At 72.2% G+C, this 23,436-nt stretch carries 16 protein-coding genes; 15 read left to right on the top strand and 1 reads right to left on the bottom strand.

The features are described from left to right. Positions 1 to 216: 216 nt before the first annotated feature. The 13 genes from ABZO29_RS28480 (at position 217) to ABZO29_RS28420 (ending at position 18,367) form a co-directional block, all read left to right on the top strand. Positions 217 to 1,428: an ROK family protein gene (locus ABZO29_RS28480; RefSeq protein WP_367323022.1), complete on the top strand. Its 1,212-nt coding sequence runs from the start codon at positions 217 to 219 to the stop codon at positions 1,426 to 1,428. A gap of 79 nt (positions 1,429 to 1,507) precedes the next feature. Further along, a complete protein-coding gene (locus ABZO29_RS28475) occupies positions 1,508 to 2,851 on the top strand; it encodes an ABC transporter substrate-binding protein (protein ID WP_367323021.1) in 1,344 nt (447 codons plus the stop codon). Positions 2,852 to 2,864: 13 nt separating this feature from the next. Beyond that, on the top strand, positions 2,865 to 3,806 hold the full coding sequence (locus tag ABZO29_RS28470; RefSeq protein ID WP_367323020.1) for a carbohydrate ABC transporter permease: 942 nt from the start codon (positions 2,865 to 2,867) through the stop codon (positions 3,804 to 3,806). Positions 3,807 to 3,808: 2 nt separating this feature from the next. After that, on the top strand, positions 3,809 to 4,702 hold the full coding sequence (locus ABZO29_RS28465) for a carbohydrate ABC transporter permease (protein WP_367323019.1): 894 nt from the start codon (positions 3,809 to 3,811) through the stop codon (positions 4,700 to 4,702). Positions 4,703 to 4,708: 6 nt separating this feature from the next. Further along, on the top strand, positions 4,709 to 5,974 hold the full coding sequence (locus ABZO29_RS28460) for a 6-phospho-beta-glucosidase (RefSeq protein WP_367323018.1): 1,266 nt from the start codon (positions 4,709 to 4,711) through the stop codon (positions 5,972 to 5,974). Continuing rightward, the gene (locus ABZO29_RS28455; RefSeq protein WP_367323017.1) at positions 5,965 to 6,936 is read left to right on the top strand and encodes an N-acetylglucosamine kinase; all 972 of its coding nucleotides are present in this window, start codon (positions 5,965 to 5,967) and stop codon (positions 6,934 to 6,936) included. Before ABZO29_RS28460 ends, ABZO29_RS28455 begins: the two co-directional genes overlap by 10 nt. Positions 6,937 to 7,599: 663 nt before the next feature. Continuing rightward, positions 7,600 to 9,000: a hypothetical protein gene (locus ABZO29_RS28450; RefSeq protein WP_367323016.1), complete on the top strand. Its 1,401-nt coding sequence runs from the start codon at positions 7,600 to 7,602 to the stop codon at positions 8,998 to 9,000. Between the two features lie 122 nt (positions 9,001 to 9,122). Further along, on the top strand, positions 9,123 to 10,091 hold the full coding sequence (locus ABZO29_RS28445; RefSeq protein ID WP_367323015.1) for a glutamate ABC transporter substrate-binding protein: 969 nt from the start codon (positions 9,123 to 9,125) through the stop codon (positions 10,089 to 10,091). Positions 10,092 to 10,153: 62 nt separating this feature from the next. Beyond that, positions 10,154 to 11,485 carry a hypothetical protein gene (locus tag ABZO29_RS28440; protein ID WP_367323014.1) on the top strand — a complete coding sequence of 444 codons (1,332 nt, stop codon included), beginning with the start codon at positions 10,154 to 10,156 and terminating at the stop codon, positions 11,483 to 11,485. Between the two features lie 22 nt (positions 11,486 to 11,507). Further along, a complete protein-coding gene (locus tag ABZO29_RS28435) occupies positions 11,508 to 14,006 on the top strand; it encodes a tetratricopeptide repeat protein (RefSeq protein ID WP_367323013.1) in 2,499 nt (832 codons plus the stop codon). A 3-nt stretch (positions 14,007 to 14,009) separates the two neighbouring features. Next, positions 14,010 to 15,380: a PP2C family serine/threonine-protein phosphatase gene (locus ABZO29_RS28430; RefSeq protein WP_367323012.1), complete on the top strand. Its 1,371-nt coding sequence runs from the start codon at positions 14,010 to 14,012 to the stop codon at positions 15,378 to 15,380. Positions 15,381 to 15,496: 116 nt separating this feature from the next. Further along, complete coding sequence (locus tag ABZO29_RS28425) at positions 15,497 to 16,843, top strand: VWA domain-containing protein (RefSeq protein WP_367323011.1); 1,347 nt, start codon at positions 15,497 to 15,499, stop codon at positions 16,841 to 16,843. A gap of 36 nt (positions 16,844 to 16,879) precedes the next feature. Next, complete coding sequence (locus ABZO29_RS28420; RefSeq protein ID WP_367323010.1) at positions 16,880 to 18,367, top strand: FHA domain-containing protein; 1,488 nt, start codon at positions 16,880 to 16,882, stop codon at positions 18,365 to 18,367. On the opposite strand, the gene ABZO29_RS28415 is transcribed toward ABZO29_RS28420, so the two are convergent. Next, the gene (locus ABZO29_RS28415; RefSeq protein WP_367323009.1) at positions 18,348 to 19,355 is read right to left on the bottom strand and encodes a methyltransferase domain-containing protein; all 1,008 of its coding nucleotides are present in this window, start codon (positions 19,353 to 19,355) and stop codon (positions 18,348 to 18,350) included. The genes ABZO29_RS28420 and ABZO29_RS28415 overlap by 20 nt on opposite strands. A 217-nt stretch (positions 19,356 to 19,572) precedes the next feature. On the opposite strand from ABZO29_RS28415, the gene ABZO29_RS28410 reads away from it, so the two are divergent. Both ABZO29_RS28410 and ABZO29_RS28405 read left to right on the top strand, forming a co-directional pair. Beyond that, the gene (locus tag ABZO29_RS28410) at positions 19,573 to 19,977 is read left to right on the top strand and encodes a globin (protein ID WP_367323008.1); all 405 of its coding nucleotides are present in this window, start codon (positions 19,573 to 19,575) and stop codon (positions 19,975 to 19,977) included. Between the two features lie 152 nt (positions 19,978 to 20,129). Continuing rightward, entirely contained in the window at positions 20,130 to 23,429 is a 3,300-nt protein-coding gene (locus ABZO29_RS28405; protein ID WP_367323007.1) for an FtsX-like permease family protein, read from the top strand. Positions 23,430 to 23,436 lie beyond the last annotated feature (7 nt).

Below are 23,436 nucleotides of genomic sequence, written 5' to 3'. Positions count from 1 at the left end.
GCAACGCCGGTCCGCACGCACTCCGCCTCCCACCGCCCCCGCAGGTAACGACTCTGTTGCCTCGGGGGCGTTCTCTATTGACGCCCCCTTCCCGACGGGCTTACCTTCCTGCCACTGGAAGGAAACTTTCCTAACAGTGATCGACGGGTGATCAAGGATGGACTCATCCCCCTGATCGCTGAGAAGCTGGGCAGTTGAAAGGCAGGTGTCGACCCCATGGCAGGAACCGCCGGTACGCCGGGCACCCCGCGCGTCCTGCGCGCCATGAACGACCGCGCCGCGCTCGACCTCCTGCTGGAGCACGGGCCGCTGTCCCGCACGCGGATCGGCAAGCTCACCGGCCTGTCCAAGCCGACCGCCTCACAGCTCCTCGCCCGCCTGGAGGCGGCGGGACTCGTACTCGCGACGGGCACCAGCGAGGGCCGACCGGGCCCCAACGCCCAGCTGTACGAGGTCAATCCGGCCGCCGCCCACGCCGCCGGCCTCGACGTCACCCCCGAACGCGTCCTCGCCGCCGTCGCCGACATCACCGGCCGCACGGTGGGCGAGTACGAGCTGCCCACCCCCGGCAGGCCGTCGGCGAAGTCGGTCGTACGGCAGGTCACCGACGCCCTCGACGGAGCCGTGAAGGCGGCGGGACTGGCCCGGGACGACGTCCACCGGCTCGTCATCGGCACCCCCGGCGCCTTCGACCCCAACACCGGCCGGCTGCGCTACGCCTCCCACCTGCCCGGCTGGCACTCCCCCACCCTCCTCGACGAACTCGCGGCGGCCCTGCCGATGCCGGTCGAGTACGAGAACGACGTCAACCTCGTCGCCGTCGCGGAACAGCGGCTGGGGGCGGCCCGCGGGCACGACGACTTCGTCCTCCTCTGGAACGAGGGCGGCCTCGGCGCCGCCCTCGTCCTCGGCGGGCGGCTGCACCGCGGCTGGACCGGCGGCGCCGGCGAGGTCGGTTTCCTGCCGGTGCCCGGCGCACCCCTGGTCCGCCAGGTCACCAAGGCCAACAGCGGCGGCTACCAGGAGCTGGCCGGTTCGCAGGCGGTCCCCCGACTGGCCCGTGAACTCGGCATCGAGGAGATCCCGTCGGGGCCGTACGCCGAGGTCGCCGCCGCGCTCGTGGCGACGGCCGCGGATCACGGCGGCGGACCGCACCGGGAGCTCCTGCGGGCGTACGCCACGCGGCTCGCCACCGGTCTCGCCTCGCTCGTCTCCGTGCTCGACCCGGAACTCGTCGTCCTCAGCGGCTGCTCGCTGACCTCCGGAGGCGAGGTGCTGCGCGCCCTCGTCCAGGCGGAGCTGGAGGAGCTGGCCGCCGCCAGGCCCCGGCTCGTCGTCGGCGACGTACGCCAACACCCCGTCCTGCGCGGCGCGTTGGAGAGCGCGCTCGCGACGACCCGCGACGAGGTCTTCGACACCTCGCGCTGAACCCCCGTACCACCCCCCTCCTTCGCTCACCTCACCTCACCTCACCCACCTCATCGCCCTGCCCCTGGGAGTCCTCGTCATGCCCACAGCCATACCCGGAGTCGCCCGAAAGGCGGCTTTTGCCCTCACCGCCTCCGTAGCCCTCCTCGCCACCGCCTGTACCGGCCAGTCGGACTCCGGCGCCGCCGACGACGCCTCCAAGGAGACGACGATCAACTTCTGGCACGGCTGGAGCGCGCCGTCCGAGACCAAGGCCATACAGGGCCTGGTGGCCGGATTCGAGAAGGCGCACCCCAACATCCACGTCAAGATCGTCGGCAGCATGACCGACGACAAGGTCAACCAGGCGCTGCGAGCGGGCGGCGACAAGGCCCCCGACGTGGTCTCGTCCTTCACCACGAACAACGTGGGCAAGTTCTGTTCTTCAGGGGCGTTCGTCGACCTCAACCCCTTCTTCAAGAAGGCGGGCATCGACCCGGACACGACCTTCCCGAAGGCGATGAACGAGTACACCCAGTACGACGGCGACCGCTGCACGGCGCCGCTGCTGGGAGACGCCTACGGCCTCTACTACAACAAGACCGCGTTCGAGAAGGCCGGCATCACCAGCCCCCCGAAGACCTGGTCCGAGTTCGAGGCCGACGCCAAGAAGCTGACCGTCAAGAAGGGCGACTCGTACACGCAGCTCGGCGTCATGCCGAACTACCACGGCTGGGAGTTCACCACCGAGCACGTCTTCGCGCAGTGGTCGCCGACGTACTTCGACTCCAGCGGCAAGTCGAACATCGCCAAGGACCCGAAGTTCCAGGCCGGTTTCGAGTTCCAGAAGAAGCTCGTGGACGAACTCGGCGGCTACGCGAAGCTGGAGAAGTACCGCTCCGGACTCGGTGACGAATGGGGCCCCAAGCACCCCTTCCACACCGGCCAGGTGGCGATGCAGCTGGACGGTGAGTGGCGGCTCGGCATGGCTCTGGACGCCAAGCCCACGTTCGAGATCGGGGTCGCCCCGCTGCCCGTGCCGGACGACCAGGCCGACCAGTACGGCAAGGGCTACATCACCGGCACCATCGTCGGCATCCCGTCCACCAGCAAGAAGCAGAACGCGGCCTGGGAGCTGGTCAAGTACATGACCACGAACACGGACGCGGTGGTGGAGTTCTCCAACGCCATCCACAACGTGCCCTCCACGCTGGAGGCCCTGAAGTCGCCGAAGCTGAAGTACGACCCGCGCTTCAAGACGTTCCTGGACATCGCCTCGAACCCGAACTCGACGACCACTCCGGCCTCCGTCAACGGCGGTGTGTACCTCGTGACGCTCCAGAAGCTCGGATACGACTACGAGAGCGGCAAGGTCACCGATCTCAAGGCGGGCCTGGAGAAGACGGCCCGGCAGATCGACACGGACATCGCGCAGGCGAAGTAAGAGTCAGAGAGTCATGACCGCGTACACACTGCGCGCCAAGCGACGGAAGGCGGCGTTCAGGACCGCCGCCTTCCTGTCGCCCTGGCTGATCGGTTTCACCGTCTTCTTCGCCTATCCGCTGATCTCGACGGTCTACTTCTCGTTCATGCACTACGACGGGTTCCGGCCGCCGACGTTCAGCGGGGCGAAGAACTGGATCTACGTCTTCAGGGACTATCCCTACTTCTGGCCCGCGATGCGCAACACGCTGTGGCTGGTCGTGGTGATGGTCAGCCTGCGGGTGGTGTTCGGGCTCGGCGTCGGACTGCTGATCACGAAGATCAAGACGGGTACGGGTGTCTTCCGGACCCTGTTCTACCTGCCGTACCTCGCCCCGCCCGTGGCCGCCACGATGGCCTTCGCCTTCCTCCTCAACCCCGGTACGGGACCCGTCAACTCGATCCTCGAGAAGACCGGCATCCCGGCTCCCGCCTGGTTCAACGACCCCACCTGGTCCAAGCCCGCCCTCACCCTGCTCGCCCTGTGGGGCATCGGCGACCTGATGGTCATCTTCATGGCCGCGCTGCTCGACGTGCCGCAGGAGCAGTACGAGGCCGCCGAACTGGACGGCGCGTCGGCCTGGCAGCGGTTCCGCTACGTGACGCTGCCGAACATCTCGCCGATCGTGATGTTCGCGGTGGTCACGGGCGTCATCCAGACCATGCAGTACTACGCCCAGCCGCTGATCGCCGGAAAGGTCGCCTCGGGTGTCATCCAGGGCGCCGGCACCAACTTCGAGCCGGGCTACCCGGAGAACTCGACCTGGACACTGCCCCAGCTCGTCTACAACCTCGGCTTCCAGCGCTTCGACTACGGCTCCGCCTGTGTGGTCGCGCTCGTGCTGTTCGCCCTGTCCATGGTGTTCACCGCGTTCCTGATGCGGCGCCGGGGCGGTCTCATCCAGGCAGGTGACTGACCATGACCCAAGTACTGGACAAGCCGGTGCAGTTGAGCGCCCCGGACAGCACCGCCGAGCGCACCGCACGCCGCAGGGCGTTCCTGGAGTGGATCGCCGTCCACTCCCTCGGCGTCGCCGCCGCGCTCTTCTTCACGCTCCCCTTCGTGTTCGTGTTCCTGACCTCGCTGATGAGCGACAGCCAGGCGCTCAGCCGCGATCTGATCCCGCACACCTGGGAGTGGGGCAACTACCAGAAGGTCTTCGACACCCCGGGCTTTCTGACCTGGTGGAGGAACACGCTGTTCTACGCCGGCCTGGGCACCGTCCTCACGGTCGTGTCGTCGCTCCCGGTGGCGTACGCGCTGGCCAAGTTCCGCTTCCGGGGCCGCAATCCGGCCATGATGCTCGTCATCTCGATGATGATGCTGCCGCCGCAGGTGATCATCATCCCGATGTACCTGTTCTGGGCGAAGCAGCTGGACCTCTCGGGCACGCTGTGGCCGCTGATCATCCCCATGGCGTTCGGTGACGCGTTCTCCATCTTCCTGCTGCGGCAGTTCCTGCTGACCATCCCGAACGAGTACCTGGACGCGGCGAAGGTCGACGGCTGCGGGGAACTGCGGGCGCTGCTGAGGGTGGTCGTGCCGATGGCGAAGCCCGGGATCGCCGCCGTGGCCCTGTTCCAGTTCTTCTACGCCTGGAACGACTACTTCGGGCCGCAGATCTACGCCTCCGAGAACGCCGGGGCATGGACCCTGAGTTACGGCCTCGAGTCCTTCAAGGGCATGCACCACACCGACTGGAACCTGACCATGGCCGCGACCGTGCTGGTCATGGCCCCCGTGATCCTCGTGTTCTTCTTCGCCCAGAAGGCATTCGTCGAGGGCGTCACGCTCACCGGAGTGAAGGGTTAAGCAACCATGAAACTCACCGTGGTCGGCGGAGGCTCGACCTACACACCGGAACTGATCGACGGCTTCGCACGCCTGCGCGACACCCTGCCCATCGGGGAACTGGTCCTGGTCGACCCGGCGACGGACCGCCTGGAGCTGGTGGGCGGGCTGGCCCGGCGCATCTTCGCGCGGCAGGGGCACCCGGGCCGGATCGTGACGACCGGCGACCTGGACGCGGGCGTGGACGGCGCGGACGCGGTGCTGCTCCAGCTCCGTGTGGGCGGGCAGGCGGCGCGTGAGCGGGACGAGACCTGGCCGCTGGAGTGCGGCTGCGTGGGACAGGAGACGACCGGAGCGGGCGGCCTGGCGAAGGCGCTGCGCACGGTGCCGGTGGTCCTGCACATCGCGGAACGGGTCCGCCGTACGAACCCGGGCGCCTGGATCATCGACTTCACCAACCCGGTAGGGATCGTGACCCGGGCGCTGCTGGAGGCGGGCCACAAGGCGGTCGGCCTGTGCAATGTGGCGATCGGATTCCAGCGGAAGTTCGCGGGGATGCTGGGCGTCGCGCCCTCCGACGTCCACCTGGACCACGTGGGCCTCAACCACCTCACCTGGGAGACCGGCGTCCGCCTCGGCGGCCCCGAGGGCGAGGACGTGCTGTCCGGGCTGCTGGCCGGGCACGGCGATTCGATCGCGGCCGGCCTGCACCTGCCCCGGCCGCTGCTGGACAGCCTCGGCGTGGTCCCCTCGTACTACCTTCGCTACTACTACGCGCACGACGAGGTGGTGCGGGAACTGCGAACGAAGCCGTCGCGGGCCGCGGAAGTGGCCGCGATGGAACGGCAGTTGCTGGAGATGTACGGCGACCCGGCGCTGGACTCGAAGCCGGAGCTGCTGGCCAAGCGGGGCGGCGCCTACTACTCGGAGGCGGCGGTGGACCTTGCGGCGGCGCTGCTGACCGGCTCCGGAACCCCGTACCAGGTGGTCAACACGTACAACAACGGCACGTTGCCGTTCCTGCCGTCCGACGCGGTGATCGAGGTGCAGGCGGCGGTGGGGCCGAAGGGCGCGACCCCGCTGCCCGTCACCTCGGTCGACCCGCTGTTCGCGGGGCTGATGGCGAACGTGACGGCGTACGAGGGGCTGGCCCTGGAAGCCGCCCTGCACGGTGGCCGCGACCGCGTCTTCCGCGCGCTCCTCGCCCACCCCCTCGTCGGCCAGTACGAGTACGCCGACGCCCTCACCGACCAGCTGATCGCACACAACCGGGAGCACCTCGCGTGGGCCTGACGGCAAGTGTCCTGGCCATCGACGCCGGCAACAGCAAGACCGACGTCGCCGTCGTGGCGGCGGACGGAGAGGTTCTCGGCACGGCCCGCGGCGGCGGCTTCCGGCCGCCGGCCGTGGGGGTGGACGCGGCGGTGGACGCGTTGGCGGAGACGGTGGGCCGGGCGTACGAGTCGGCCGGCGTCGTCTCCGTCACGCACGTCTCGGCCTGCCTGGCCAACGCGGATCTGCCCGTGGAGGAGGAACAGCTGGCGGCCGCGCTGCACGCACGCGCGTGGGGCGGGTCGGTGGAGGTCCGCAACGACACGTTCGCGATCCTGCGGGCGGGCGTGGCCGAGCCACGGGGCGTGGCGGTGGTGTGCGGCGCGGGCATCAACTGTGTCGGCATGCGCCCCGACGGCCGTACGGCGCGTTTCCCGGCGCTCGGCCGTGTCTCAGGGGACTGGGGCGGCGGCTGGGGGCTGGCGGAGGAGGCCGTGTGGCACGCGGCGCGGGCGGAGGACGGACGGGGCGTTCCCACGGCTCTCGCCCGCACGCTGCCGGCCCACTTCGGGCTGCCCTCCATGTACGCGTTGATCGAGGCGCTGCACCTGGGACACATCGAGCCCGCCCGGCGCCACGAGCTGACCCCCGTCCTCTTCGCCACGGCGGCCGACGGCGACGGGGTCGCCCGCGCGATCGTCGACCGGCTGGCGGAGGAGGTGGTGACCATGGCGACGGTGGCGCTGTCCCGGCTGTCCCTCCTGGAGGAGGAGACGCCGGTGTTGCTGGGGGGTGGTGTGCTGTCGGCGCGGCACGCACAACTGGACGACGGGGTACGGACGTTGCTGGCGGAACGCGCACCGAAGGCGGTGCCGAGGGTGGTACGGGCACGTCCCGTACTGGGGGCGGCGCTGCTGGGGCTGGACCGGGTGGGGGCGGGTCTCGAGGTGCAGGAGAGGGTGCGGGCGTATTACGAGGCGTGAACGCCGGCTCTGGTGCCGTCGGGGTGGGCCACGCAAGCCGGCGCTGACGGGGTGCCACCCGCGCCCACCCTCCCACGCCCTTAAGGCAGTGGGGGAGGCACGATTGCCCGCGGACACACGGCATGGCTGAGCTCCGGTCCGCAACCATCCAGCCCCGTCCGGCGTTTGAGGGCGAGGCCCGTTCCGAGCCGAAGCGGATGGCGCCCCGCCGAGTGGTTCAGCCGGGGCAGCCCTCGCGATGTCGCAGGTCACGGCGGTGATCGGCCCGGCACCGGGGCGCCGGGCAGAGCGTGCCGTCCCTGACCGGCTCCCGCAGCGACCCCGAGACCCGGCCCCGTCTGCCGACCACAAGCCATCCGGACCAGTGCAGCCCGCATGGCTGCACCACTCGGCGCGACGCCACCCCGAAGCGGGGTCTGGGGGTGCGGCCCCAGGGAACCGAACAGATTCTCACGGCGTATTCATGGGCAGGGGGTGATCCGGGACGCTGCTCAGCCGCCGGCAGGCATTCCGCTGCGATTGGATCAAGATCCAGTGAAGGCCGGTGCGCATATCAGCCCCGGCAGCGATACTTGCGGCGACGAATGACCATGGGGGAGGTCAGCAGTGACAAATCCGCCGAAGAGCAGTGCGGCACCACCGGGCCGGTCCGGCGTGCCCACCATGCCCGCCGTTCCACCGCAACCGGGGCCACCCGGCACGGCGCAGGGCACCCCCACCCCGGCCCCACCGCCGGAGCCCCGCCGCACCGCGTTCGCCGAGGGCGTCGACAGGCTGCGCGCCGCCGCGACCACCGAGCCCGGCAAGCTCCGCATCATCGGCGCCGTGCTCGCCCTCCTCGTCGTCGGCTTCGGCGCGGTGACCGCCTGGCAGACGGCCGACCGCGCGGCAGCCGCCGACGACGTGCTGCACAAGAGCCAGCCCCTCAGCTCCGCCGCGGCCGACATCTACCGCTCACTCGCCGACGCCAACACGATGGCCGCCAGCGGCTATCTCGCGGGCCTGCAGGAGACCAAGGCCACCCGCGAACGGTACGAGGAGGACGTGCGCACGGCCGCCGCCAAGCTCGTCACGGCCGCCGCCAACTCCGAGCCGGGCTCCCCCGCGGCGGACACCATCGCCAAGCTGAACAAGCTCCTGCCGGAGTACAAGGGCCTGGTGGAGACGGCCCGCGCCAACAACCGTGAGGGCTTCCCGGTCGGCGGCGCCTATCTGCGGCTGGCCAACGACACCATGCAGAACCAGATGCTCCCCGAGGCCGAGGAGCTCTACAAGAACGAGAACCAGCGCCTGCGCTCCGACTACGCGGACGCGACGCCGTACCCGTGGGCGGCGATCGGCCTGGGCGTCCTCGCGCTGGGCGCGCTGACCTGGGGCCAGCGGCGCAACTACCTGCGCACGAACCGCGTCCTGAACCACGGCCTGGTCACCGCCACCGCCACGACGGCCGTCGTCCTGCTGTGGGTGGTCGTCGGCCACAGCGTCGCCCGCGCCGGCCTCGACGACTCCTACGACCACGGCGTGCGCTCCCTGAACGTGCTGCACGACGCCCAGATCGCCTCCCTCAAGGCCCGCAGCGACGAGAACCTGACCCTGGTCAGCCGTGGCGCGGAGACGAAGACGCTGCCGAACGACAGGGTCGTGGACGCCTTCGACTACCTGTACGACGAGGCGATCTCGGACCTCGCCGAACAGCTCGACCGGGCCGACGCCCTGGCCGACGACTCGGCGGGCCGGGAGCCCGTGAAGGTGGCGAACAGCTCCATGAAGGAGTGGAAGCTCCGCAATTCCAAGGCCCGTTCGTTCAACGACTCGGGCGAGTACCAGCAGGCCCGCGACCGGGTCATCGGCGCCGACAAGGAACAGTCGACGAGCGTGTGCTTCGACAACGTCGACAAGTCCCTGACGCAGGCGCTGGCACACGAGACGGACGAGTTCGAGAAGGCCGCCGGTGACGGCCTGGACGCGATGACCGGCCTGACCGTCGGTTCCGCGGTGCTCGCGGTGCTCGGCGCGGCCGGGGCGGTGCTGGGCATCGGGCGCAGGCTGTCGGAGTACCGGTGAAAGGGGGCGTGACGATGCGAACACGCGACGACTCTGTTCTCCTCCGGGGCGCTGGGAGCCTGTGCGCGCCCCTTTGGCGGCGGGCCAGGGCCGGTCTGCGGGGCTGGGGCGGAGTGGGGGCGATGGCGGCCGTGTGCGCCCTCGCGCTCGCCCTCGTCCTGCTGCTGCCGCTCACCCAGCCGCACGGCGGTGGTGGTGCGGACCTCGGCGGCCAGAAAGTGGCCAAGGGCAGCCGGACCAAGGCCGCCACGTGCGACGAGAGCACCGTCCAGGACCAGAGCCCGGCCCCGTCCGACGCCGACGGCATCACGATCGACGCCATCAAGAAGCGCGGCTATCTGTCGGTGGGCGTCGACCAGAACAGCTACCGCTGGGGCTACCTCAACCCGAACAACCCCTCCGGCGAGCTGGAGGGCTTCGACATCGACCTCGTCCACGCCATCGCCCGGAACATCTTCGGCGACGACACCAAGGAACGGATCCAGTTCCGGGCCATCCCCACCAACCAGCGCGTCCCCGCGATCCAGAGCGGCCGCGTCGACATGGTGGTCCGCACGATGACGATCACCTGCACCCGTCTGGAGCAGGTCGCGTTCTCCGCCCCGTACTTCAAGACCGGCCAGCAGGTGCTCGCCCCGAAGACCTCGACGATCAAGGGCTACGACGCCACGCTCGCCGGCAAGAAGATCTGCTCGGCGAAGGGCTCGACGGCCCACGACAAGCTGGACGCGGACAAGAAGGCCGGCAAGATCCCCTCGACCACGGACATCGACACCCAGGTCCCCAACCAGCTGGACTGCCTGGTGCGGCTGCAACTCGCCCAGGTGGACGCCGTGGTGACCGACGGCGCGCTGGCCGCGAGCCAGGCCGCGCAGGACCTGACGGTGCAGCTGAAGGGCACCACATTCACCACCGAGTACTACGGCGTGGCGATGAAGAAGGGCGCCACCGATCTGGTACGCCGGGTCAACCGGATACTGGAGACGTACCGCGCCGACGGTTCCTGGAAGGCGTCGTACGACAAGTGGCTGTCCGCGACGCTGGGTACGAAGTCGGAGTCGGCGACCCCGCCGGCGGCCCGCTACAAGTGACCGGCGGCAGGCGGGCGTACAACTGAGGGCACACCCCACAACACAGCAGCGAGAGGTGATCGATGGGCGTCACGGGACCCCCTGGGCCGGTGATGGACCGGGACGAGGTGGACCGTGCGCTGGCGCGGCTCGGCGCGGAGCACGAGGCGATCGAGACCTCGCTCCTCGCCCTGCAGGACCACGCGGGCCGCAGACTCCTCGAAGGGGCCGAGCTCACGGGCGTCACCAAGGAGCGCTGGACGGCCGCGGACGCGTCGATCACGCTTCTGTGGGCGTACTTCGACGCGTACGCGGACGCCCTGCGCAGCGCCCGCGAGATCCGCTCGCGCCGCCGCTGGTCGAGCCGTGAGGATTTGGTGGAGCTCACCGAGCTGCTGCGCGGCGAGTCCGTCACGGTCGCCGGCTCCGCGACGGCGACCGCCAACGCGCCGACGCTGCACGGCGGATCGAGCAAGCTCAGCGAACAGTTCTCGCTGGCCGCCCTGGTCGACCGGATGAACGAGCTGTACGCGTCGTCGCTGGACATGGTCGTCGCCGCCGACGCGGTCTGGTCGGCGCTGCCCGCCCGTATCGATTTACTCGCCGCGGAGCTCCAGCGCACCCGCCGGCTCGCGCACTCCGTCGGCGTGCGCCCCGGCGAGCATCCGGCGGGCGACGACCTCGAGCGCATCACGCGGACCCTGACGTCCCTGCGCGAGCAGGTCGTCTCCGACCCGCTCGCCTTCTGGGTGCCCGCCCAGGGCAGTTCGGCACCGGGCGGCGGCCGGCCGGACACCACGGTGTACGACCGTGAGGCGCGCGCCCTGGAGGACGTGCGCCGGGAGATCGACGCTGTCTTGACGGTCCGCCAGGACGCCGAGCAGCGGCTGGTCAGGCTGCGGGACGTGCTCTCCCGCGCGGACCGCACGCTCGCCGAGGCGCGCGCCGCGCGCGGCGAGGTCCTGGCGAAGATCGCCGCCACGGAGGTGCCGGTGGTCAGCGGACCGCCGACCGTGCTGCAGGAGCAGCTGGCGACGGCCGCCGAGTACCGCAGACAGGCCCAGTGGCATCGCCTCTCCCCGCTCCTGGAGTCCCTGGAGCAGAAGGCGGAGGACGAACTGCTGCGCGCCCGCGAGTCGTTGACCGCGGTCACCGCGCCCCTGGCGGTCCGTGCGGAGCTGCGCGGCCGCCTCGACGCGTACAAGGCGAAGGTCGCCCGGCACGGCCTCGCCGAGGACCCGTTCCTCATCGAGCGGTACGACGCCGCGCGCCGCATGCTGTGGAGCGCGCCCTGCGACCTGCGCGTCGCCGAACAGGCCGTGCTGCGCTACCAGCAGGCGGCGGCCGAACTGCTCGGCACCCCGCGCGTGCCGCAGCAGCACGGACCCGAGGATCGAAGGGGGCCCGGGGCGTGAGCGAGAAGGGGGTTGGAGCGCCATGAGTCAGGCAGGGCAGACATGTCAGCGGCCGGACTGCGAGGGGTCGTACGAGGACGTGGGCGGCGGCGAGCTGTACTGCGACACCTGCGGCCTCGCACCGGTCGTCTCCGCGGGCGGCGTGGTCGGCTCGCCCCCGACCGGCGGCTCGGGCGCCGGCAAGGGCTCCGCGGGCAGCGCCAGTTCACGCTCCACCCGCGGCAGCTCCCGTACGTCGTCGCAGTCGTCGAAGTCGCGGCGCTCGGTGTCGGGACGCCTCTCGCGCTCCCTGTCCGGCCGTTCCTCGGGCCGCTCGGTGTCGGTGCGCAGCTCCGGTTCGAGCGCCGGCTCCTCCGGGCGGGCGCGGCTGGGCGTCGGCCTGGTCACGGTCCCCCAGGTGCCGCGGCCCGATCCGCGCGAGATGGTCCTGGAGAACCCGGAGGTGCCGGAGCGCAAGCGGTTCTGCTCGCGCTCGGACTGCGGGGCGCCGGTGGGGCGTTCGCGCGGTGACCGGCCGGGGCGCACGGAGGGTTTCTGCACCAAGTGCGGGCACCCCTATTCGTTCGTCCCGAAGCTGAAGGGCGGCGACGTGGTGCACGGCCAGTACGAGGTCGTGGGCTGTCTGGCGCACGGCGGCCTCGGCTGGATCTACCTGGCCGTCGACCGGGCGGTCTCCGACCGCTGGGTGGTGCTGAAGGGCCTGCTGGACACGGGCGACCAGGACGCGATGGCCGCCGCGATCTCCGAACGGCGCTTCCTCGCCGAGATCGAGCACGCCAACATCGTGCGGATCTACAACTTCGTGGAGCACCTGGACCAGCGGACGGGTTCGCTGGACGGGTACATCGTCATGGAGTACGTCGGCGGCAAGTCGCTGAAGGAGATCGCCAACGACCGCCGCACACCGGACGGGAAGCGCGACCCGCTGCCGGTGGAGCAGGCCTGTGCCTACGGCATCGAGGCTCTTGAGGCCCTCGGCCATCTGCACAGCCGCAACCTGCTGTACTGCGACTTCAAGGTCGACAACGCCATCCAGACCGAGGACCAGCTCAAGCTGATCGACATGGGCGCGGTGCGCAGGATGGACGACGACGAGTCGGCCATCTACGGCACCGTCGGCTACCAGGCTCCGGAGGTCGCGGAGGTCGGCCCGTCGGTGGCGTCGGACCTGTACACGGTCGGGCGGACGCTGGCGGTGCTGGCCTTCGACTTCCAGGGCTACACGAACGTCTTCGTGGACTCCCTGCCCGACCCCGACAACATCGAGGTCTTCCGCCAGTACGAGTCGTTCTACCGCCTCCTGGTCCGCGCCACCGACCCGGATCCGGCCCGCCGGTTCGCCTCCGCGCAGGAGATGGCCGAGCAGCTGACGGGTGTGCTGCGGGAGGTCGTGTCCCTGCAGACGGGGCGCGCACGGCCGTCGCTGTCGACGCTGTTCGGGCCCGAACTCAAGGTCACGGACGCCGAGCTGTTCCCGAAGCTGGACGGGGAGGTCTCCCGGCTGGGGGCGCGGGTGGTGCCCAACCGCCGTCCGTCTCCCGCCGGTTCGGTCGGGAGCGCCGCGGCCGCGATCGCTCCCCGGCTCGTCAAGTCCGTCGAGTCCTCCGCCGCGGCGCTCGCGTTGCCCGTCCCCCGGGTCGATCCGACCGACCCCAACGCCGGTTTCCTGGCGGGCCTGATGGCCTCCGCGCCGGGTGAGCTGATCACCGCGCTGCAGGCCGCGTCCACGAGCTCCCCCGAGCTGCGGTTGCGCGAACTGCGCGCGCGGCTGGAGATGGGCGAGTCGGACGGTGCCGTCAGAGCGCTCGAGGAACTCGAGGCCGACCACCCGGACGACTGGCGGGTCGTCTGGTACCGCGGCGTGGCCGCCCTGGTCACCGGCGACCACGAGAGCGCCGCACTCGCCTTCGACGCGATCTACGACGCCTTCCCCGGCGAGCCCGCGCCCAAGCTGGCGCTCGGCCTGTGCGCGGAGGTGCTCGGCCAGCTGGACAACGCCGCCGAGTACTACCGCCTGGTGTGGGCGACCGACCCGAGTTATGTGAGCGCGGCGTTCGGCCTGGCCCGCGTCCGGCTCGCGGCCGGGGACCGCCGTGGCGCCGTGCAGACGCTGGAGTCCGTGCCGGAGTCGTCCATCCACTACACGGCCGCGCGGGTGGCGGCCGTACGGGCGCGACTGCGGCAGCGTACGGCCGTCGCCACGGATGCCCCGTTCCTGGAGGACCTGACGGCCGCCGCGGGCCAGGTCGAGGCGCTGGACGCGTACGGCCTGGACCCGACGCGCCGGGAGCAGTTGTCCGCGGAGGTGCTCGGCAGTGCCCTGGACTGGATACTCTCCGGTGGCCAGGACACCGCCCCGGCCGCCCGGCGGGTACTGCTCGGCAGCGACCTGGACGAGCGGGGTCTGCGCTTCGGCCTGGAGCGCTCGTACCGCACGCTGGCCCGGCTCGCGACCGGCGGCGAGGAGAGGATCGACCTGGTGGAACGTGCCAACCGTTACCGCCCCCGGACGTGGGTGTAGTTGATGTCGCAGATGCCCCAGCAGGCAGCTCTGTCGAAGTGCCCGAGCTGCGAGTGGCCGCTCGAGTCGGGTGACCGTTTCTGCGGTGCGTGCGGTTACGACCTGTCCGCCGTACCGCCGCTGCCGGACGACCAGCCGACGCTCACCATGAACGGCGCGGGGGCGCAGCCGCCCTCCCCCGGGCCCCCGGAGTCCTGGCCGGGCGCCGCCGAGCCGGGCGGCTCGGACACCCCGCCGACCGTGCACCTGCCGGCCGACCTGCGGGGCACGGACTCGGGAGCCTTCCCGCTGCCGCCGCACGCGCCGCAGTCACCCGCGGGCACCCCGCCGCCACCCACCGGCTCGCCCGTCTCACCGGCCACCGGCGTGCGGTTCGACCGCCCGCCGGAGCCCGAGGAGTACGCGCTGCAGGCACCGGACCCGCGCGTGGCCGCCGATGCCGCCGCCGCGGCGGCGGAGGCCAAGGTGTGCGTGGCCTGCCGCGCGGGCCGAGTCGACAGCGACGGCTACTGCGAGAACTGCGGGCACGCCCAGCCGCGCGAACGCGACCACATGGAACAGGAGTCCGGTCCGGCCGCCGCCGTGAGCGACCGGGGCCTGCGCCACCACCGCAACGAGGACGCGTTCGCCCTCGGCAACGCGGCGCTGCCCGACGGCACGGCCGCCGCCCTGGCCATCGTCTGCGACGGCGTGTCCTCGGCGACCCGCCCGGACGACGCCTCGCTGGCCGCTTCGCAGGCGGCGAGCGACACCCTGCTCACGGCCCTGCCACGGGGTGCGCACCCGCAGCAGGCCATGCACGACGCGATCGTCGCCGCCTCCCAGGCGGTCAACGCGCTGGCCCAGGAACCCGCGACGGCCCGCGAGCACGCCCCGCACCAGAACGCCCCCGCCTGCACCTTCGTCGGCGCGGTCGTCACCCCGACCCTGCTCGTCGTCGGCTGGGTGGGAGACAGCCGCGCCTACTGGGTGCCGGCGGACCGCAGTGCGCCCCCGGCCCGGCTCACCGAGGACGACTCGTGGGCCGCGCAGATGGTCGCCGCCGGACTGATGAACGAGGCGGAGGCCTACGCCGACGAGCGCGCCCACGCGATCACCGGCTGGCTCGGCGCGGACGCCTACGAACTGGAGCCGCACACCGCTTCCTTCAAACCGGACCGGCCGGGTGTAGTGGTGGTGTGCACGGACGGCCTGTGGAACTACGCGGAGGCGGCCGAGGAGATGGCGCAGGCCGTCCCCCTCGACGCGGCCGTACGCCCCCTGCACAGCGCCCGGGTCCTGGTCGGCCACGCCCTGGACGGCGGCGGCCACGACAACGTAACAGTGGCCGTCCTTCCGTTCCCGGCCCCTCCGCAGGGGGCAGGATCGGCCTGAGGCCGCAGAAATCCGCACATTGCACACGGGGAAGCAGCGACGGACCGGAGGGGACCGGTCCGTCCACACTCAACGCCCCACGAACGTGGGGTTTTTCGAGGGGGATTCGATCAGGCATGGCCAATTTCTCGAAGTCGAACGTGCCGCAGTTCTCGATGGACGTCTACCAGAACGAGTACCTGCCGGAGGGCGGCCGCGAGGTCAACGCGATCGTCACGGTGACCGCGACCGGCGGCGGCACGGTCGGAAGCGCGGTCGCCTCACCCCACCTCTACGCGCCGGGACAGGGCCCCTCCGCGGCCGTGGCGATCATGGTGGACTGTTCGGGTTCGATGGACTACCCGCCCACCAAGATGCGCAACGCCCGCGACGCCACGGCGGCCGCCGTCGACACCCTGCGCGACGGCGTGCACTTCGCGGTGATCGGCGGCACCCACGTGGCCAAGGAGGTCTACCCCGCAAACGGGCGCCTCGCGGTCGCCGACGCCACCACCCGTGACCAGGCCAAGCAGGCCCTGCGCAAGCTCAGCGCGGGCGGCGGCACCGCCATCGGCACCTGGCTGCGCCTCGCCGACCGGCTGCTGTCCTCGGCCGACGTCGCCATCCGGCACGGCATCCTGCTCACCGACGGCCGCAACGAACACGAGTCGCCGCAGGACCTCAAGGCGGCCCTCGACTCGTGCGCCGGGCGGTTCACCTGTGACGCGCGCGGCGTGGGCACCGACTGGGAAGTGAAAGAAGTCACAGGAATCGCCTCCGCGCTGCTCGGCACCGCCGACATCGTCGCCGACCCGGCCGGCCTCGCCGCCGACTTCACGCAGATGATGGAGACGGCCATGGGCAAGGAGGTCGCGGACGTCGCCCTGCGGGTGTGGACGCCGGTGGGCACGACCATCAAGTTCGTCAAGCAGGTCGCGCCGACGGTCGAGGAGCTGACCGACCGCCGCACCGAGGCGGGCCCGCGCGCCGGCGACTACCCCACCGGTTCCTGGGGAGACGAGTCCCGTGACTACCACGTATGCGTCGAGGTCCCGGTCGCGGCCATCGGCCAGGAGATGCTGGCGGCCCGTGTCTCGCTGGTCGTTCCGCAGCCCGACGGCACCGCGCAGAACCTTGGCGCCCAGGGTCTCGTACGGGCCGTGTGGACCGACGACATGGCCGCCTCGACGTCGATCAACCCTCAGGTCGCCCACTACACCGGCCAGGCAGAACTGGCACAAGTCATCCAGCAGGGGCTCGATCTGCGCAAAGCGGGAGATGTCGATGGAGCAACGGCCAAACTGGGCAGGGCCGTTCAGCTCGCGAGTGTCTCCGGCAACGCCGATACTGCGAAACTGCTTGCGAAGGTGGTGGACGTGGTCGACGCCGCGACAGGTACTGTGCGACTGAAGGCGAAGGTCGCGGAGGCCGACGAGATGACCCTCGAGACCCGGTCCACAAAGACTGTTCGTGTAAAGAAGTGACCCAGTAGGAACCGAAGGAAAGGGGGAAGCGCCGACATGCCGACCTGCCCGAACGGACACCAGTCGGGTTCCGACGACTGGTGCGAGGTCTGCGGTCACCGCATGGCCGGTGCCGTACCTCCGCCCCCTCCGCCGCCCCCGCCCGGCGGTGGCTACGGTTTCCCGCCGCCCGGCGGTTCCGGTGCCCCCGGCCCCGGCGGACGCCCGCACCTGTCCGCCGTACCGGACCACGAGCCGGAGCTCTGCCCGCAGTGCCGCACGCCCCGTGAGGGCGGTGCGCCGTTCTGCGAGGAGTGCCGGTGGAACTTCCTGACGAACACGGCGACGTCGTACACCCCGGCCGCCCCGCGCCCGTCGGCGCCCGGCCCGGGCCCGCGCTACCCGCAGGGACCGGGGCCGTCGTACGGCGGTGGCGACTCGTTCGACTACCAGAGCTCCCGCCCGTCGCAGGTGAACCGGCCCGCCGAGCCGATCCCCTTCGGGGGTGAGCCGTCGGGTCCGGCCGGACCGCCCGGGCCTCCCGGCCCGCCCCCCGGTCCCTTCGGTGCCGATCCCTCCCGTCCGGTCCCGCCGCCGCCCGGGCCGACGCCGCCCGGTCCGGGTGCGACCGGTGGCGCCCCCTCGGCGTTCCAGCCCTCCGGTCCGGGTGCGACCAGTGGCGCTCCCTCGGCGTTCCAGCCCTCCGGACCCGCCCCGACCGGCGGCGCTCCTTCGGCGTTCCAGCCCTCCGGACCGGGTCAGACGGGTGGCGCCCCCTCGGCGTTCCAGCCCTCCGGTCCGGGTCAGACGGGTGGCGCCCCCTCGGCCTTCCAGCCCTCCGGTCCGGGTCAGACGGGTGGCGCCCCCTCGGCCTTCCAGCCCTCCGGACCCGCCCCGACCGGCGGCGCTCCCTCGGCGTTCCAGCCGTCCGGCCCGTCGGCCCCGCCCGGGTACCCGCAGGAGACCGGCCGGCCGCCGCAGCCCGGCGGTCAGTCCTTCGGCGGGGGTGACGACGACTGGGTGATCTCCCCGCCCTCGAACAGCGGCCCCGGCGGCCCCGCCCAGGGTGGCGGCTACGGCTACCCGCAGCCCGGCGCCGGCCAGGCCCCGCCCGGCTTCCCGCAGGCACCGCAGCAGCCGGCGACGTGGATGGCGACCATAGGCCCGGACCGCGAGTACTTCATGGCGATGATGCAGCGCTCGGGGCCGGAGGCCGCGGGGCTCAACCTGCCCGCGTACTCGCCGGAGCAGCAGCGCACGCTGACCGGCAACCAGATCACCATCGGGCGCCGCCGCCACTCCACCGGCGAGACCCCCGACATCGACCTGTCGGTGCCGCCGGAGGACCCGGGCGTCTCGCACCAGCACGCGGTGCTGGTCCAGCAGCCGGACGGCAGCTGGGCGGTCGTCGACCAGAACTCGACGAACGGCACGACGGTCAACGGCTCGGAAGAACCGATCCAGCCCTTCGTTCCGGTACCGCTGCAGGACGGGGACCGGGTGCACGTGGGCGCCTGGACGACGATCACGATCCGGCGAGGCTGAACCCCGGCCCGGGGAGGGGCCAGACGTAGGGCCCCTCCGGGTCGTCCAGCCACGCCCAGGCGCGGCCGCCGCCGACCGTGAGGCCGTACCGCTCACGCTGCGGCATGCCCTCGCGCTCCCACAGCGCGTGCGCCTCCTGCGGATCGAGGCTGCCGCGCGTCAGAGCCAGCAGGAACCGGAACAGCTCGTGGTCCCTGGCCCGCCGCGGGACCCCGCCCAGCGGCGCGGTCTCCGCCCCGGGCCGGCCTCCGCCGCGCAGCGGCACGAAATAGGCGGGCGTGTGCAGGAAGCGTCCCTCGGCCTGCCCCGGTTCCCGCACCGTCAGCGCGACCAGGCCGGTGGCCAGCGGTGTCAGGATCCGGGCACCGGGGCGGCACTGCTCGAGCCAGGCGTCCGGGATCGACGCCAGGGTGCAGGTCGCGATGATCCGGTCGAAGGGGGCGCGCTCCGGGACTCCGCGTGCCCCGTCGCCGGTGACGACGGTCGGGCGGTATCCGGCGCCGGCGAGGTGCCGGCGCGCGGACTCGGTGATCTCCGGGTCCAGGTCGACGGTCGTGACCAGCTCGTCGCCGAGGCGGTACGACAGCAGCGCCGCGTTGTATCCGGAGCCGGCGCCGATCTCCAGGACCCGGTTGCCGTCCTCGACCCGCAGCTCGGCCAGCATCATCGCCATGAGGGACGGCTGACTGCTGGAGGAGACCAGCTCCCCGTCGCGCAGTCTGGTCGCCAGCGGGGCGTCGGCATAGGCGCCGCGTATCCAGCGCTCGCGGGCGCGCCGATCGGGACTCTCGCCCCAGCGCCGCTCGTATCCGCCGACGACGCCGACGTAGTAGTACGGCACGAAGAGATGGCGCGGAACCGCGAGGAACGCCTCTTTCCACACCGGGTCGGCGGCGAAGGCCCCACCCATCTCGATCTCGCGCACCATCGCGGCCCGCGCCGAGGCGGCGAGATCCTCCAGCCCCTTGTCGAGAGCGTGCGTGCTCATGGCTCCACTGTCCTGCGCGAGAAGGCGGGAGGCGAGCACCGAAGCCGGTCGGTCCGCGATCGGCCGCCCTTCTTGCGGGGGTGGTAGCCAAGCCCCGGGTCCTCCGTCGCCCGGTCTGAGAGCATGGAGGGCGTACTGCACTTCCCGGGGCCACCCCCGGGCCCCCGGCCGAACAGCCTCGGGGCGGACCGGCACGAGATTGGTGAGGCAAACCCACGTGAAGGAGATTCGGCGCGGCACGCTTCAGGAGCAGACCTTCTACGAGCAGGTCGGTGGGGAGGAGACCTTCCGTCGGCTGGTCCACCGTTTCTACGAGGGAGTCGCCGAGGACCCGGTCCTGCGGCCCATGTATCCCGAGGAGGACCTGGGCCCGGCGGAGGAGCGGCTCACCCTGTTCCTGATCCAGTACTGGGGCGGCCCCACGACGTACAGCGACAACCGCGGCCACCCCCGCCTGCGCATGCGCCACGCCCCGTTCACCGTGGACCGGGCCGCGCACGACGCCTGGCTGAGGCACATGCGGGACGCCGTCGACGAGCTCGGCCTCTCCGAGGAGCACGAGCAGACGCTGTGGAACTACCTGACGTACGCGGCCGCGTCGATGGTGAACGCACCGGACTGAGCGCCGCCACGAACAGCTGACGCGCGCATTCCGGTCGCACCTCTCCGGAATCCGGTCACGATCCGGTCAAGCCCCGCCCACAAACGCTTACCCCCGCCCCGTCTCCTCTGACAACATCGCCCGGAGGTCCGGACAACACGGCGGGGGGCCGCGTGACAGGATCGGCGGGGCTTGCGCGATTCGTGCTGCTGCGTGCGCGGGCGCACCGTCCGCTTCTCGCCGCCGCGCTGCTCACCGTCCTGCTGACCTCGGCCGTCCTGGCCACGCTCACCGCGTACTCGGGTGCGATCGGCGACGCGGCCCTGCGCCACTCCCTGCGCGAGCCCCGTAACGCGGCCGACTCCGCCCTGATCGTCAAGGCGGACGTGCCGGCCGAGGGCCGTACGGCCGCCGACACGACCGTACGGAACGGAGCCCGCGCTACCTTCGACGGATTACCGGTGACCGTACGGACCCTGCTGCGGTCGGGGCCGTACGCCCTGCCGCGCTCGTTGCAGCCGCGGGCGGAGCGGACCGGAGAGCCGGATCTCACGTACCTGGCGGCGCTGGACCGGTCGCAGGTGCGCATCACCGCGGGACGGGCGCCCGAAGAGGGCAGCGCCCTCGAGGCGGCCGTCCCGCAGACCGCCGCCCGGCGCCTCGGTCTGAAGCCCGGCACCCGGCTCACCCTCGCCGACCGGCTCGGCGGAAGCGCCGTCCAGGTCCGGATCACCGGCGTGTACCGGCCCGCCGACCCCGCCGCACCGTACTGGCGGCTGGACGACCTCGGCGGTCGCGGTGTGAAGGAGGGTGCCTTCACGACGTACGGTCCTTTGCTCGCCACCCCTTCCGTCATCACCGGTGGAAAGGTGAGCGCCGGACCGTCCGCCTGGCTCGCCTCGGCCGACTACTCGACGGTGACGACCGGCCGGATCGACACCCTGCGCGAGGCCGCTCGCACCGGCAGCGCGGCGCTGCGTGACCAGCCGGCCCTGAGCGGCACCACGGCGTCGACCACCTCGCTGCCCGACGTCCTCGACCGCGCCGACCGCGCGCTGCTCGTCTCCCGTTCCACCCTGCTGATCGTCGCGCTCCAGCTCACCCTTCTCGCCGCCTGCGCGCTGCTGCTGGTGGCCCGGCTGCTGAGCTCCGAACGCGTCGGCGAGACCCGGCTGCTGCGGGCCCGCGGCGCCTCCCGGGCCCGGATCGCGGGCCTCGCAGCCCTGGAGGCCCTGCTGCTCGCCGGGCCCTCGGTGATCTGCGCGCCCCTCCTCGCGGGACCGCTGACCAGGCTGCTGGCCGAGCAGGGCCCACTCGCCCGCATCGGCCTGCACCTGGACGTGCCGTCGGGCGGGCGCCTCGGCGTGTGGCTGGTGGCGGCGGGCGTGGCACTGGGATGCGCGTCGGCGGTGACGGCGCCCGAGCTGGCGGCCGCGCTGGGCGGGGCACGCGGTGACGGCCGTGAGGACCCTTCGTCCGACGGCACGCGGGTCGCACGTCCTCGTTCCCTGCCCGCCCCCGTGCGGGCGGGCGCCGACCTCGGCCTGCTGGCGGTGGCGGGCGTCGCCTACTGGCAGTTGAACCGGCAGCCCTCCGGTGCCGTGACCGGCGACACCGCCGGCACGCTCGGCATCGACCCGCTGCTCGTCGCCGCGCCCGCGCTGGCGCTGCTCGCCGGGACCGTGCTGACGCTGCGGCTGTTGCCGCCGGTGGCCCGGCTCGCGGAGCGCCGGGCCGCGGGCGGGCGCGGGCTGGCCACGGCGCTGGCGGGCTGGCAGTTCAGCCGCCGTCCGACGCGCGGTGCCGGCCCGGTGCTGCTGCTGGTCCTCGCCGTGGCGCTGGGCATGCTGGCGATCGGGCAGGGCGCGTCCTGGGACCGTTCGCAGGCCGACCAGGCCGACTTCCGGGCGGGTGCGCCGGTGCGCGTACTCGGCACCGGGGCCGCCGGACTGGGCCGCACGGAGGAGTACGCCGCCGTCCCACGGGCCGGCGCCGCGGCCCCGGTCGTCCGTACGACGCTGCCGCTGTCGGGCGGCCGCTCGGCGGCCGTGCTGGCCGTGGACACCGCACACGCGGCGGACATGCTGCTGATGCGCCGCGATCTGGCGTCCGAACCGGTACGGCCCCTGCTGGCCGGGCTGAGCCCGCGGGGTTCGGCGGCCGGGGTGAACGTGCCCGCGGGCGCCGCGCGACTGCGGCTGACGACGACGCTGCGCAGCTCGGGGACGGGGATGACGGCGGATGTGACGCTCACCCTGGAGGACCGGTACGGAATCCCGTACCAGCTGCCCGCCGGACGGCTCCCCGCCGACGGCCGCCCCCATGCCCTCGTCGTGGAACTCCCCGGCACCCAGGGCCGGTTGACACTCTCCTCGCTGCGGTTGGACATGAGCCAGCCGGCCGGCCGTGCCCAGCAACACCGCTTCACCGTCGACGGGTTGGAGTCCGTCGCGGCCGACGGGGCGGCACGGCGGTTGCCGTTGCCGTCCTCCTGGACGGCGACCCCGGGCATCGGCGACGGGGAACCGGCTCTTCCGGGCGGCACCGACATCCCGACCCCGCCGCAGCTCACGTCGTCCGCGCCGCCCACGATGGAGTACGACACGGGATACGTTCCCAGCGAAGACAGTTGGGGCACCTCGCCGCTGACGGTGCGCCTCGGGGTCACCCAGCCGGCGGCGCCCGAGGTGACCGGTGTCGCCACGGAGCGCTTCCTCACCTCCGCGGGCGCCCGTACCGGGCAGAACGTGGATGTCACCTTCGGCGGGGAGTCCGTGCCGGTGCGGATCGTTCGGACCGTACGGGAGCTGCCGACCACCGCGGAGACCGACACCGGCGGCGCCCTGCTGGTCGACCTGCGGGCCGTGAACCGGGTGCTGGAGGAGCGGTACGGCGCGGGCGTCCCACCCAACGAGTGGTGGCTGCGACCGGTTCCGGGGCACGCGGCCGACGTGGCGGCGGCGCTGCGCGCCCGGCCCGACATGGACCCCGGGCGGGTGGTGGTGCGGGACGAGATCGCCGACGAACTGCGCGACGACCCGTTCGGGGCGGGCCCCGAGGCCGCGTTCGCGGTGGCGGCCGGGGTGGCGGCGGCGCTGGCCGCGGTCGGGTTCGCGGTGAGCGCGGCGGGGTCCCTGCGTGAGCGGGACGCCGAGTTCGCGATCCTTCGCGCCCTCGGCGCTCCGCGCCGCAGGCTGGCCCGCATGATCGCCGCCGAGCACGGTGTGCTGGTCCTGCTGGGACTGCTGGTGGGCGCGGCCCTGGGAACCGTACTGACCCGGGCGGTGATCCCGCTGGTCGTGCTGACCGCGCAGGCCACCCGGCCGGTGCCGCACGTGCTGGTCGAACTGCCGCCCGGTCAGGCGGCCGTCCTCCTGGCCGCGGTGGCCGTGACCCCGCTCGCCGTCACGGTGGTCCTGGCGCTGCGGCGGGCGGATCCGGCGTCGGCGTTGCGGTTCCAGGGGGGTGAGTGAGGTGCGG

The organism is Streptomyces sp. HUAS ZL42 (genome assembly GCF_040782645.1).
Lineage (GTDB): Bacteria > Actinomycetota > Actinomycetes > Streptomycetales > Streptomycetaceae > Streptomyces.
Note: the sequence above shows the minus strand (reverse complement) of the source record. Positions and strands in the feature narration are given on the sequence as shown.